15 protein-coding genes are annotated in these 12,321 nt (G+C 62.6%); 6 read left to right on the forward strand and 9 right to left on the reverse strand.

Going from position 1 to position 12,321, the window contains the following annotated elements; translation table 11 throughout:
• Positions 1-517 (reverse strand): EAL domain-containing protein (locus OXS49_RS30260; protein WP_267428319.1); only part of this gene is annotated, 517 nt, incomplete at its 3' end.
• 298 nt (positions 518-815) lie between these two features.
• Between OXS49_RS30260 and OXS49_RS30265 the strand changes: the two genes are divergently transcribed.
• Both OXS49_RS30265 and OXS49_RS30270 read left to right on the forward strand, forming a co-directional pair.
• Entirely contained in the window at positions 816-1,004 is a 189-nt protein-coding gene (locus OXS49_RS30265; RefSeq protein WP_267428320.1) for a hypothetical protein, read from the forward strand.
• Positions 1,005-1,105: 101 nt separating this feature from the next.
• On the forward strand, positions 1,106-2,569 hold the full coding sequence (locus OXS49_RS30270; protein WP_267428321.1) for an FAD-dependent monooxygenase: 1,464 nt from the start codon (positions 1,106-1,108) through the stop codon (positions 2,567-2,569).
• A 380-nt stretch (positions 2,570-2,949) separates the two neighbouring features.
• Here the strand turns inward: OXS49_RS30270 and OXS49_RS30275 are convergent, their stop codons facing one another.
• Together OXS49_RS30275 and OXS49_RS30280 are read right to left on the reverse strand one after the other, a co-directional pair.
• Complete coding sequence (locus tag OXS49_RS30275) at positions 2,950-3,168, reverse strand: hypothetical protein (RefSeq protein WP_267428322.1); 219 nt, start codon at positions 3,166-3,168, stop codon at positions 2,950-2,952.
• 77 nt (positions 3,169-3,245) lie between these two features.
• Complete coding sequence (locus OXS49_RS30280; protein ID WP_267428323.1) at positions 3,246-3,461, reverse strand: hypothetical protein; 216 nt, start codon at positions 3,459-3,461, stop codon at positions 3,246-3,248.
• Between the two features lie 175 nt (positions 3,462-3,636).
• Between OXS49_RS30280 and OXS49_RS30285 the strand changes: the two genes are divergently transcribed.
• Positions 3,637-4,191 carry a PAS domain-containing protein gene (locus OXS49_RS30285; RefSeq protein WP_267428324.1) on the forward strand — a complete coding sequence of 185 codons (555 nt, stop codon included), beginning with the start codon at positions 3,637-3,639 and terminating at the stop codon, positions 4,189-4,191.
• Between the two features lie 166 nt (positions 4,192-4,357).
• Here the strand turns inward: OXS49_RS30285 and OXS49_RS30290 are convergent, their stop codons facing one another.
• Positions 4,358-5,749 (reverse strand): HD-GYP domain-containing protein, encoded by a 1,392-nt coding sequence (locus OXS49_RS30290; RefSeq protein ID WP_267428325.1) that lies wholly within the window; start codon positions 5,747-5,749, stop codon positions 4,358-4,360.
• Positions 5,750-6,269: 520 nt separating this feature from the next.
• Here OXS49_RS30290 and OXS49_RS30295 point away from each other — a divergent pair.
• On the forward strand, positions 6,270-6,629 hold the full coding sequence (locus tag OXS49_RS30295; RefSeq protein ID WP_267428326.1) for a cupredoxin domain-containing protein: 360 nt from the start codon (positions 6,270-6,272) through the stop codon (positions 6,627-6,629).
• A 34-nt stretch (positions 6,630-6,663) separates the two neighbouring features.
• Here OXS49_RS30295 and OXS49_RS30300 read toward each other — a convergent pair whose 3' ends face one another.
• Entirely contained in the window at positions 6,664-7,674 is a 1,011-nt protein-coding gene (locus OXS49_RS30300) for a hypothetical protein (RefSeq protein ID WP_267428333.1), read from the reverse strand.
• Between the two features lie 458 nt (positions 7,675-8,132).
• Here OXS49_RS30300 and OXS49_RS30305 point away from each other — a divergent pair, with 458 nt between their 5' ends.
• A complete protein-coding gene (locus OXS49_RS30305; RefSeq protein ID WP_267428327.1) occupies positions 8,133-9,086 on the forward strand; it encodes a mechanosensitive ion channel domain-containing protein in 954 nt (317 codons plus the stop codon).
• A 237-nt stretch (positions 9,087-9,323) separates the two neighbouring features.
• Here OXS49_RS30305 and OXS49_RS30310 read toward each other — a convergent pair whose 3' ends face one another.
• Positions 9,324-10,085 carry a hypothetical protein gene (locus OXS49_RS30310; RefSeq protein WP_267428328.1) on the reverse strand — a complete coding sequence of 254 codons (762 nt, stop codon included), beginning with the start codon at positions 10,083-10,085 and terminating at the stop codon, positions 9,324-9,326.
• A gap of 588 nt (positions 10,086-10,673) precedes the next feature.
• Complete coding sequence (locus tag OXS49_RS30315) at positions 10,674-11,222, reverse strand: hypothetical protein (protein ID WP_267428329.1); 549 nt, start codon at positions 11,220-11,222, stop codon at positions 10,674-10,676.
• A gap of 110 nt (positions 11,223-11,332) precedes the next feature.
• Between OXS49_RS30315 and OXS49_RS30320 the strand changes: the two genes are divergently transcribed.
• The gene (locus OXS49_RS30320) at positions 11,333-11,587 is read left to right on the forward strand and encodes a hypothetical protein (RefSeq protein WP_267428330.1); all 255 of its coding nucleotides are present in this window, start codon (positions 11,333-11,335) and stop codon (positions 11,585-11,587) included.
• Between the two features lie 68 nt (positions 11,588-11,655).
• On the opposite strand, the gene OXS49_RS30325 is transcribed toward OXS49_RS30320, so the two are convergent.
• Positions 11,656-11,859, reverse strand: a complete 204-nt coding sequence (locus OXS49_RS30325; protein ID WP_267428331.1) for a hypothetical protein — start codon at positions 11,857-11,859, stop codon at positions 11,656-11,658.
• The gene (locus OXS49_RS30330) at positions 11,860-12,189 is read right to left on the reverse strand and encodes a hypothetical protein (protein ID WP_267428332.1); all 330 of its coding nucleotides are present in this window, start codon (positions 12,187-12,189) and stop codon (positions 11,860-11,862) included.
• Between the last annotated feature and the right edge of the window lie 132 nt (positions 12,190-12,321).

The raw sequence follows: 12,321 nt of genomic DNA on the forward strand, positions 1-12,321 counted from the left end.
CGATGGTCTGCCGTGCCGGTGAGGTCGCGATCCCTCGGATCATCTCCATGTCGAGCTTGATGAAATCGGGCTGGAAGCTCGCCAGCAGGTTGAGCCCTGCATAGCCTGCACCGAAATCGTCCAAAGCAGTCGTGAAGCCCTGCTTACGGTATTCGGCGATGATCCGCTGGACGTGGGCGACGTCCGTCATGCGCTCGTTTTCGGTGAACTCGAACATGATCTGCTGGTGCGCGAACCCAACGCGACGCGCGGCATCGAGCGTCGCACGGATGCACGCGGCCGGCTCGTAGACGGCGTTGGGCATAAAGTTGATGGACAGTCGGGTCTCATCGTCTGGGAAGAGGGATCCGGCGAGTTTGATCGCTTTGACGCGGCAGGCCTGATCAAACTTGTATCGGTTGACCTCGTCGACCATCCCGAGGATCTGTCCGGCACCCTGCCCCTCTGTACCTCTGACCAAAGCCTCGTAGCCCCAGACAGCGCCCCGACAGACATCTACGATGGGATGGAACGCCATCGTGAAAGTGAACGGCAGGGGCTCGGTGTCTTGACAACCTTGGCATCCGCGCTTTATGGGGCCGTTCAATCGTGTGCCTCTCCTAAGACAGATATATAAAGCGATCATTGACTAATCATTTGCTAAAATTTGATCAGTCTTGCCTATCTTACGAAACCGAAATGAGTCTGCGTCTTTAGCTTTACAACATATGTGATTTTCAGATCATTCGACTACACGATGCCGAGTTGGGCCATCGCTGGGCTGGAGCCAAGCCTTCGGTTGCCAGTTTCTGGCTCCCCCCAGCTACAGCCCACCCATGTCCACCAAGCTCGATGCCCTCCTCGAACGCCTGAAGGCGCAGCAGCGCACGCTTATCCTGGCTATGGCCGAACACGATGGACTGCCGGCTGGGAGCGCCCGGCGCCAAGTCGCGGAACTTGAGAACGTCATCGCCGCCGTTGCAGCCGTTGCAGCGGATCGGGAACGGCGGGACAATAAGCCCTGAGAAGGGCACCAAGGACTCGCGAGCAGGCGCAACCTAAATAATAGTTGTGCTCGGACATCTGGTTGGTAGCTTCGGGCGGCGACTACCAATCAGAGGCGCGCATGCCAGAGATCTTGATCGTCGGCGCCGGCCCCGTTGGTCTGACTATGGCGGCCGAACTCGCGCGCTACGGCGTTGTAGTCCGCATCATCGACCAAAGCGATCATTCGACCCAGACCTCGAAGGCACTCGTCGTCTGGAGCCGCACGCTCGAACTCATGGATCGCATGGGATGCACCCCCGCCTTCCTTGAGGCCGGGCTTCATGCCCACGGCGCTGCCATCCGCAAGGGCCAAACCGTGCTGGGCCATACCCGCTTCGATGACATCGCGAGCGTCTACAACTTCGCCCTCATGATCCCTCAGCGCGACACCGAGCGCCTGCTAGCCGAGCATCTCCAAACCCTCGGCGTCGCTGTCGAGCGTCAGGTCGAACTGACGAGCTTTATGGACGAAGCCGATCATGTGACGGCACGGCTCAGGCATGCCGACGGACGCGAGGAGCAGATCAAGACGCCCTGGCTGATCGGCTGCGACGGTGCCCACAGCACGGTGCGGCATGGCCTCAGCCTAGAGTTCCGCGGCTCGGCACAGGGCGACGATTGGGTCCTCGCCGACGTTCGGCTCGAAGGCGCGGCCGTTCCGGCAGGCGACGAGATCAGCGTCTACCTGCACCATGCCGGCCCCTTCGTCATCTTTCCGATCCCTGGCGGGCGAGCGCGCGTTATCGCCACGGTCGGTAAGACGGATCCCGCGCACACGAGGCCGGATCCGACGCTCGCGGAGGTTCAAAGCTTGGTGGATCAGCGCGCTGGTGGCGGCTTCCGGGTGACCGACCCCGTCTGGCTTTCCAACTTCCGCATCAACGAGCGCAAGGTCTCCGATTACAAGCGTGGCCGCGTTTTCCTTGCGGGCGATGCCGCACACGTTCACAGCCCCGCAGGTGGTCAGGGCATGAACACGGGCATGCAGGATGCCATCAATCTAGCCTGGAAGCTGGCCATGGTCATGCGAGGCCAAGCCACCGTAAACCTACTCGACAGCTACAGCCCAGAGCGATCCGGCGTCGGCGACATGGTGCTGCGCAATGCCGGCCGGCTGACCGACATGGCTACGTTGGCCAACCCACTTGCTCAGTCGGCTCGCAACGTCGCACTGCAGTTTCTGCTCGGGTTCCATGCCGTGCGGGACAAGATGGCCGCGACGATGAGCGAGATCGAGATCGCCTACCCCCACAGCTCGCTGTCATTCGGTTCGCATGCGGGTCGGCGATGGGCACCGGAGCATTATGCCGGTTCATACTCGGGAGAGGATAGGGAGCCGCGCTTCGTGCTGTACACGGCGGACGCAGTGAAGGGAGCGGCGCTGACGGCGCGGTTCCCGACGCTGCTCGAACCTGATCCGCGTGCACCCACCGAGTCGGAGAACCTGCTGATCGTGCGCCCGGACGGATATGTCGGGCTGTCGGCAGGCCGGGACGATTGGAACGATGCCGAGCGATACCTCGAACTCTTGGCCCCGACGTAGGTCTGGCCTTGATGGTCGTGCATGCGCTCCAGATTGCGAGCGGCGGGGCGGGTGTCGAGCAGGCCGCATGGCGGTTATCATGCAATAAATTCCACCATTCGGTGAAACTCGCACAATGCTGCTTGTTCCCGGGCCTAGATCCCGCTACGAGCGGCGTCCCAGACAAGAAAAAGCCGCCCTCAAGGAGCGGCCTGAAGTCTAGGGAGGAAACGCCCAAGAAGGGCTGCAGGACGGCGACGCCATCGCCGTTCCGCAGCGCTCATATTAGTCTTCGCACTGCAGCATGCAACTGCACACGGCTGCATCCCCCTCACAATCTAGGTGATCAGCGGCGTTGAGGTGCATTTTCGCACCACCTCTTGGCTCCTTGGGCGGGTAACCTAGCGGCCATACACTCTAGCGCGAACCCTAGCCTGCAACCGCTCAGCCTCTTCCTGCCACGCATCGCGCTCGGTCCGCATCGCCTCGACCAGGGCGTGCATGTTGCCGGCGTCGATGGCGGTCTCGACGAGCATGTCCTGAGCTGAGGCGAGTTGCTCGCGCAGCTCGGCGTTTTCGGTCGCCAGGGCCAGCAGCAGAGCGGCCACAACATCGGTCATCCAGACCCCAGCGCCACCCTCAAGCTTGGGCGTGTAGCGGTGCGGGCGTCGGTCGCCAATGGCGATTATGTTGGCAGCTATCGCTGCTCTAGCTCCACGATCAATCGCAGCGCTTCCAGGGCTTTCAGCCGCCCTTGGTCCGTCGTGATTTTGTCCCACAGGCGCAGGCATTCATCCGTGGCGGCAGCAGTTTTTGCGGACGATCCACTGACGAAAAACCGCTCCACGGGCACATCAAGCGCGGCCGCGATCAAATCCAAAATCGCGCTACCGGACTTAAAATGTTCATTCATGATATTTTTCAAACAGTTGTCGCGGATATTTGTTCCTGAATACAAATGCTCAGCGCTCGTTGTCACCCGTACTGGTTGAATTGCACTAATGTCATTCTCAGTTGACAGGATGCATCCGAGGATCGGCGCTTGAAATTCAGCGTCGCTTCGACACCGAAGCCAAGGAGCGCTCCTGATGGTTTTTGTCACAAATGCAGATGGCGGCGTGAGCTACGCCAGCCCTGAATGGACAGCCTTCACTGGTCAACCTGCAAGCGATGCCCTCGAACACGGCTGGTTCGCATGTGTCCATCCCGACGATCGCGAAACGGCCATCGCGTTCCTGACAAAAGCACGTGATCAGCAGAGCGAGTACAGCCTTCGCGCTCGCTTGCGTCGGGCCGATGAAAGCTACGCCTGGGTGATGATCGGCGCCGTGCCGTCCTACGGCCCCCCCGATCGAACTTTCCTGGGCTACCTCGGCTCCACGACGGAGATCACTCCGAGCGGCTCAGAACCACTGAGCGCCTACGGCACCCTAGCGCGCTTCGTGCCGCCGCCTGTGCACCCAGCGACGACACCCGGCTCAGCGTTGGAACTCGTCGCTGACCATCTACTCATGGCTCATGGGCTTATCGAGCAGGATCACGCCAAGGAGATGCTACCTGCGCTGCGGCAGGCCCTGATGACCGCGGGCAGGCTACTGGCTCGGAAGATGGCCTCGTCCGATCAGAGCGACCGCTTCCACTGAGACTGGCGCTGCCAAGTTGCCTCTCATTCTTAGCGCTGCTGTGATCGTGCATTCTGATAGGCCATCGGCCGGAACTCCACGGTGTCCAGTTCCCCCGCACGCGCCGACCCTCACGCAACTGCCCGGCCGAGGCTTCACGGGCGAGCCTCGGGGAACTGGCCCTACCCTATGCCGCTCGCGCTAGATCGCCCTCGATCAAGACAAGGGCCCGCTCCAGCGCTGCAAAGCAAGTTGCATCGAACGCTGCATCGAGATCGGCGCGCATGATCCCCAAGGCCTTCTCTAGCGGCATCGCGGGCCGGTATGGCCTATCCGCAGTGAGGGCGTCGAACACGTCGGCCACCGAGACGATGCGCGTCTCCAAGGCGATCTCCGCTGCCCTCAAGCCACGGGGGTAGCCTTTGCCATCGAGCCGCTCGTGGTGGCTGCCGCCGATCCGGGCCATCTCGTGGAAGGCCCCTACCCGCGCTAGGATCGTCTCGGACAGGAGCGCGTGCGCGCGCATATCTCGCCACTCCACCTCGTCGAGCTTGCCGGGCTTGTCGAGGATCGTATTCGAGACACCGAGCTTGCCGATGTCATGCAGCAGCGCTGCCCGCCGCAGCCAACGCCGCCGGGCCGGATCGAGCCCAAGCTCGGCCGCCACCATGTCAGCGTACACGGCCACCCGCTCCGAGTGGCCGGAGGTGAACGGGCTCTTGGCGTCGATCACCTGAGCGAAGGCCCGGGCGATGTCGTCGAGGTAGTCCTCATCAACGACGATGAAGCTCTGGGCCGGCTCCAGTGCTGAGACCGCATTGGTTACGCTCTCGTGTGAGTGCAGAACCTCCCAGAAGCCGCGCTCGGCCGCGGTACGCTCGAAGCAGGTGACGGCGTGCGGATCGAACCAGGTACCGGCGCGAGATCGGACCTCGGCCAACGCCGCTTCCGGCCCCGACGCGGTGTGGAACACGTCAGCCACCTGCGCCAACAATGCGATGCGCGCGTAAAGCGGGATCGCCGGACCAGCGAGCTGGTCGGGATGGCCCTTGCCGTTCCAGTGCTCGTCCAGGGCGTGGATCGCGTTGCAGACCGCCGCGGGGAACCGCATCTGGGCGGCAATCTCGGCGCCACGCTGGCACCGGGTCTGGATCAGATCCTCGACCAGGGTACCGCTGTTGCGGGCGATGTTCAGGATTGCCTTGAACCGCTCAGCCAGCCCGACCTTGAGGCCGGTATGCGAGAACACGAAGCCCAGCACTTGGGGGAGGCTATCGCTGACGGTCTTGAAGTCGTGTTTCACCTTCAGATCGTCGGCGAGGTAAAGCGCGCAGATCCGGGCGGCGTTGCTGGAGCAGCCGAGATCCTTGAGCATGATCGTATAGTACAGTTCCCACAACTGGAGCTGCGGTAGGCCCATGGCACGGCCGACATGCATGCCAATGTAGGTCGCACGCAGGCAATGTCCGGCCGGTTGCCCTTCAGTTAGATCTAGAGCGTGGCTCAGAGCTGCGAGGATATCTGACAGCCGAATGTCATTATTGGGCGCGTTGGGGGCCTCAAATAAATTGCGCTTCATATCGAACGCCCTTCACGAAAGCATCGTCAAGATGATCTAGAAGGATTAACGCGGCTACACTCAAATGATGTTTTTCGCACGGTGGTTAAAGGGTTGCAGCTTCAACTTCTACTAAAGATTGTGTTGGCGACAGCGGCACATCTCTGGGTATAAATTGCTTCTGCCCGGAAGGGTGATCCGACGCAGCAGACGCGTATCTCCCGCGCTATCGGATCAGCTGAATGTGCGGGATGGCGAAATCGAGTGGAGAGCAACGACCGCTCAAGAAGTGTCGCTGGCGCACGCTGTTCCGGTGAAGGGCGCTCGGCGACCTGTTCGGTGGGCCCTTCGCCTGACGCGCGTAATCGCGGTCGCCTATGGTTTCAGATTTGTTGTCTGAACAAAACAGACTTTTTGCATCACGCCAATCTCCCGCGAAGCGACTTTAGATTTAGACGCTTATACAGACTTATGTTAAGCCCCTTAGAGACTGACAGAGGTAGATACTACAGCCAATACATCTCTTGCTCAGGTTGTAGCCGTGTCAATTTACAATCTACGCGTTCCATTGCTCCGCTGCGGTGCCTTCGCGCTCGTGGTGGGGATGGTTGCGCTCGGGCCAGCCCAAGCCAGCCTCTCCAGCGCCATCCGCATCGTTCTACAGAAGGGCCGGCACTACGATCCTACAGACCTGTTCCTGCACAAGGGTGACACCATCACCCTCGTCAACGGGGATGATAACGCCGTCCATCACGCCTTCATCGAGGCTGACCGGTTCGCTTTCGACGCCGGCGACCAAGAACCCGGCAAACAGGCCACTTTGACCCTCAAGGAGCCTGGCGACTTCATCATCCAGTGCGGCATCCACCCGAAGATGAAGCTCACTATCCACGTGCAGTAGGCGTTCCTGCCGGAGTCATCTGTCGGCGCTGTCTTTAAATCATCGCCAATTTGGCAAGCTCGGAAAATTGCAGGCGCGTGTCGAATAGAACTTCGTGCCCGACGTAGTACAGGGCCAGGAAGATCGCGAGCGCACCGCCGAAGTAGGCCGGCGCCCACGCCGCATCGCGCACGCGTACCACCGACCGCACATCGTCGGCGGCAATGCCAAGTAGCACGACGATGATCCCGGAGTGCCCGATCGCGTCCACCTTGCCGAACTCGAACACCGCCGAGACGAAGATCCCAGTCAGGATCAGGGCCGCGACACGCCGCACCAGAGGCGTCCAGACCAAGGCGAAGGCCAAGGTGAACTCAATGACACCGGCGGCCTGCATGAACAGTTCAGGCGTCGCGCCCATGGTCATCTGCGGCTTGGCGGCGAGCAGGGGATCCGTCCACTGCGGGTAGGCCCACTTCTCGACCGACGCCCACATCAGCGTGATGGCAGCGGTCCAGCGGACGATGTCGAGGGGGCGGCTGTCGAACGGCTTCAGGTCGAGACCCTGGCAGATCAGGTAGACCGCCACGCCCAGGAACACCGGATAGTCGGCGAGGTGGAACAAGCCATACTGCGCGGTGGCGAAGGAGAACAGGAAGACGATACCCAGGCCGGTCAACGGCATGGTACGGCGTGAGATCAGGCAGGCCGCCATAGCGAGCTGCAGCCACGGGATCCAGGCTACGTCGGTCTTCAGCTCCGGCGTCAGGATGATGCCGCCAAGGTCGTACAGCGAGACGAGGAAGAAGCCGAGCGTGCAGCGAACCAGCAGTTCGGTGTCGGTGCGGATGCGGGAGGTGACGCGGTCCAGCGCGTTCAAGAGAGCTGTGCCGAGTGGTGTACCCTCAGCGAGGCAGCCCAGCATCAAGCACACGATCGCGAGGCTGGTGAGCCACTCGAAGTTTGTGCAGAGGACCTGTTCGAGGCCGCGGGGCTGCCCGGCGACATCGTAGGCACAGAACCACTTCACGTGAGCGCTGGCTGAGCCCGTTCCGGCCAGCAGCATCAAAGGCGGCGCGGCGAGGCTGGCGAGCGTGCGCAGACCCAGGCAGAGCGGGATCCTGGGCGCCGTGACCCGAACCATGATGACCTCGGAGGACGTATCGGGCCGCTGACCCGCCTACGTATTTCCCCACAAAGCAGAGCTTTGCGCCAACGTTTTATTAACGAATATTACGAATTGGTTAATAGCTGTGAGTAAGGTGGATTAGGAGCATAGACCGACAATTAGTTCGAGGGACTTGTCCTGCAGGTGTCAGGCCGTGCGCGTCATGCCGGATTGCAGCGGCTTTGCCTCCTCGCGCCATGCATTCCGCTCGGTCCTCATCGCTTCCACGAGGGCGAGCATGCCCTGGGCCAAGGCCAGTTGCTCGCGCAGCTCAATTCCTGAGGGGAACGATGGGGCGCTAGTCGGGCTTCGTTGGAGGCTCGTAGGCAGCTCAACATAGAACCGAAAGCGCCCCTGTGCATTTTCTCGGCATCGACTGGGTCGGCGTGAACGCCGAGAACGGTCAGAAGCTCCTCCTATCTCTCGTGTTCATCGCCATCATCGTGGGTGGGGGCATGGGCCTGCGCGCCCTGGTTGGGTTGGTGCTGAACCGCACCGATTATGGCAGCCTGCAGACCAAGTTTTGGACGCGCCAAGGCATCAGCCTGCTCGCGGCGGTCCTGTTGGTCCTCGGCCTGCTTTCGATCTGGTTCAACGACCCTTCACGGCTCGCCACCGCCTTTGGGCTACTCTCGGCAGGCCTCGCCTTCGCGTTGCAGCAGGTAGTGACCTCGCTCGCCGGCTACTTCGTGATCCTCCGGGGGGCGACGTTCACCGTGGGTGACCGCATCTCGATGGGCGGCGTGCGCGGCGACGTATTGCGCCTCGGCTTCATTCAAACGACGATCATGGAGATGGGTCAGCCCCCTGCTGTCCAGGGAGCCTCACCGGCGATGTGGGTGCGAAGCCGACAGTTCACCGGGCGGATTGTGACGGTGAGCAACGCGCAGATCTTCTCAGAGCCGGTGTTCAACTACACCCGCGATTTTCCATTCATCTGGGAGGAGATAGCGATCCCGATCACCTATCAGGCCGATCGTAGCAGGGCGGAGGCGATCCTGCTGCAGGCGGCCAGCCGGCACTCCCTCGATACAAACGCCATGACCATCGACGCCAAGACGCGGCTTCAAGATCGCTTCGGGGTCGAGCCAGTCGATCTCGAACCGCGCGTGTTCTACCGGATCACCGACAACTGGCTGGAGCTCACGGTCCGCTTCATTCTCGGCACCCACCAGATCCGCGGGGCCAAGGACGCAATGAGCCGCGACATCCTCACAGCGTTCGATGCGGCAGGGATCGGCATCGCCTCGGCCACCTACGACATCGTTGGTCTGCCACCAGTCGAGATCCGGCGCCCACCGTCCCAATAATGCGATGCAGACCCGAGAGGGCCGTCAGACGCTTGCCGGATCACGAAACTGGCGGGGTGAAGCCGCGGTCGGCGATGAAGCCGAAACGGCGATAGCGCTCCGCAAGAGCCGTGCACTGTTGGGTGTGTCAATCAAGATTGCGATGCTGGCCATGTCGCCCTTAACGGGACGCGCAGCCAGAACCGTTTCGTGCCGGGCGCGGGTTCCTCGTTCGTCATATCGTCCAGCGTCAGACCGTCACCGCATAGCTCGCCCGCCTCCACCACCCGCACGGATTCTCGTACGGTCTGATTGGTTGAGGTCGCCCGCTGCCCCTCGGCAGCCTTTCTTCGATTCCCCATCTACAACTCGTCTTTGTGGATCTCCCCTATCCGTGGGGTGAGTCCTTTTGCACCCTATGCTGCCGAGCAGTGCCGGGGCCGCGGACCGCCCTCCTCGCCTGAGCCACTGCAGCCACTCCCGGCTGATGATGCGCACCACGTTCGGGTCGGACTTCCGACCCTGGTGACGCCGCTCCTGGATGGTCAGCAGGCCGTCGCCCTCGGCCAAACGGATCGCGGCCTGAGCGAGTCGCCGGCACACGCCCGCCCGCGCAGCGATGGCGTCGATGCACAGCCCGCAGGCGCCGTTGCGGGCCATCTCATCCCCGACGATGCGTAGGACCGCGAGCTGCCCGGTCGTGAACCTGCTGGCGAGGGCTGGTGGCATCGGGCCGGAGCACGCCAGCCTCCGGCGGCGCTCAATGGCCACGGACCGCTCAGGAGCCCGCTGGAGGCGCTTCGGCGGGAACAGCGTCACACGGCCGAGCGGAATGCCGACGGGCACCACGGCCTCGCGGATCGCACTCCTGCGGGTGTGCAGGGTCTCAGCCAAGCCCTGCGCCTCTGAGTCGGTGACGGTCTCGGCGGCGTGGGCCTGCCAGATGGTACGCGACAGGTCGTCGAGCTGCGCGAGAGTCCGCGCGCCGTCGATCGCCGACCGCATGGTGGCGTGAAACATCGAACCCGGTCCCTCACGGGCCGCGGCTAGGGTCCAGGCAAGCCTTTCCCGTTGACGGAAACAGGTTCCGTCTTGACACCCCGGGGGGTCTCATGGCTTGTGGGGGACAGTGACGTCGGCCCCACCAGGCCTCAGGATTTTCAGCAGCCTCTTCCTTGCCGGGAAGGGGCTGTTGGCTTTTCAGGGTCTATCTCGCGGCGATGGTCTCCTGAATTGCCGGCTCTCGACTCGCCGAGGCTGGCGCGGCCGTGACCGCCCATGTCGGCCGGGCGGCACCGTTAAGTCAACGTTGAGGGTGGCGATGGCTGATCTAGAACGGGTCGAGCGCGACATCGCGAGCGTACAGGGTGCGCTGCGCCGATCGTGGCATGACCTGGGTATGCTAATCCTGTCGCCCGAGGATCGAACCCGGGAAATGATCAGCATTGATGCTAATCAGGGGCGCTTGGCCCAATTGCTCACACACCGCGATGAATTCCGGAGCTTCATCGTTCTATAGGCTGACGCACTCGCTGGAGAAGATTGAGCCGCATACCGGTTAGGCTTCCAAGAGGGGCGAAGTGGTCGGCGTCGCCTTCTACCAGGCTATCATTCGGCGCTTTCGAGCGCCTTCGACAGGCCCAGCCATCCCTTCAGCTTCGCAGGCAAAAAGCCAGTGCGCTTCGTCGCCGGTTTAGCTGAAGCGCGTACAGTCTCCAGCCGACTAGCTGCCTCCTCCGGGTCGAGCGGATCGGCTTGCCGCCCGATAGCGAGCGCGCCTTCTAGAGTCGCCAGACCGTGCTGGAAGTCGAACTGACACGGTGCGGGTGAAAATAAATTGTCGCTGTTGAGGTACGCGTTGATGTAGCGCTCCCGCTCGTGCTCGACTTCGTCCGTGTCCGCACAAGCCAGGCGGGTCACAAACGGTATCAGGCGCTGACGCTGCGCATCCGTCGCATTGTCATTTAGCTGCATCGCGAGCCCACAGATTGGGCGCGAGAAGCAGGTCGGCATTGCTTTGACCGAACCGACACGCTGATAGGGGAAGCCGCACGCCAAGACTGCCGCTTCGTTGATGCAGGTGCCACCGTCAGGGCCGGGAAACTTGTGCGAACCCCGGAGAAGCTTCCAGTTCAGGATGTGACTGAAATCGCTCATGTTGGCTAACTCCGTAGCCGCCCCCGCACTGAGCCTCCTCTCGTGCGATCATGTAGTCAACCGCGGGCATCAATCTGGCGCTGCCAAGCTTGCCAGCGTATCAGCCCAGCATGGCCAAGCGCGTGAAGCAGTACCCTCAGGATCGAGGCTCCGTCGTGTTCGACGTCGTGTTCGAGGACGGCAGTCGTGCTTCGAACCGGCGCGTGCCGATGGAGATCCTGGGTGGCTTGGACGGCGATCAGCCAGCCCGCGTTCTCATCGAGCAGCAGGAGGCCGAGATCGCCCAGAAGGCGGGCCGGCCGCCACGCTCGATCCAGAGCCTGATGCGGGCTGCCAAGTCAGAGCCGAAGCCCGTTCGGGAGTAGGCCTTCTGCACTGGGTGACGGCCCCTAGCACTCAACCTGCAGCAAGGCAGCGATCGTCTCGTAGCAGCTCAGCGGATCAACCCCGCCACCCGCAGTTCGCGCTCCAAGCCCTCACTGATGCTGCTTAGCGGATCATCGTTCGAGGGCTGCGGCGGACGGATCTCCTGCATGGGCGCGGTTGGGGCGGTGAGGAAAGCGGCGATCGCCTCGTCGCTCCAAGTCGGATCTGGGACGGAGGCGAGACGCAGCAGGCGGCGCAGGAACGCAATCATCTAGGGCTCCCGCACGACCCGGATTGCCGGCTCCAGCACGTAGGGCGAGCCGGGCAGATGCGCGCCGTCGCCGTCGCGGCGGACGCTAATCTCGTAGCCCTGGCGTGGTGATAGCAGGGTTGCAGGCAGGTCCAGCGTGAAGCCGTGCCAGCCGGTGCCGATCCCCTCCACCGCCAGATCCTCACGAAACTGAATGGCCCGGCAGCGGCCCAGCGTGCGTCCCGTGATGCCGATCAGCACCCATAGAGACACGTCCGGCGCGTCCGGGTCCCAGGCCCAACCAACGATCCGCCGATGGGTCAGGGTTCCGACGTGGCCAAGCAGAGCCACAGACCTCTCACGCCGCCAGCAGCGCCGTCCAAGCGCCGACTGCATCGACCGCCTTAGCACAGATCCGCAGTCCGTCGGCCGAGCGACGCACCTCGACGACATGCGGCACGCCCGGAGCCAGTCGCACGTCCA

Source organism: Methylobacterium sp. GC_Met_2, assembly GCF_026540795.1.
Taxonomy (GTDB): Bacteria; Pseudomonadota; Alphaproteobacteria; order Rhizobiales; family Beijerinckiaceae; genus Methylobacterium.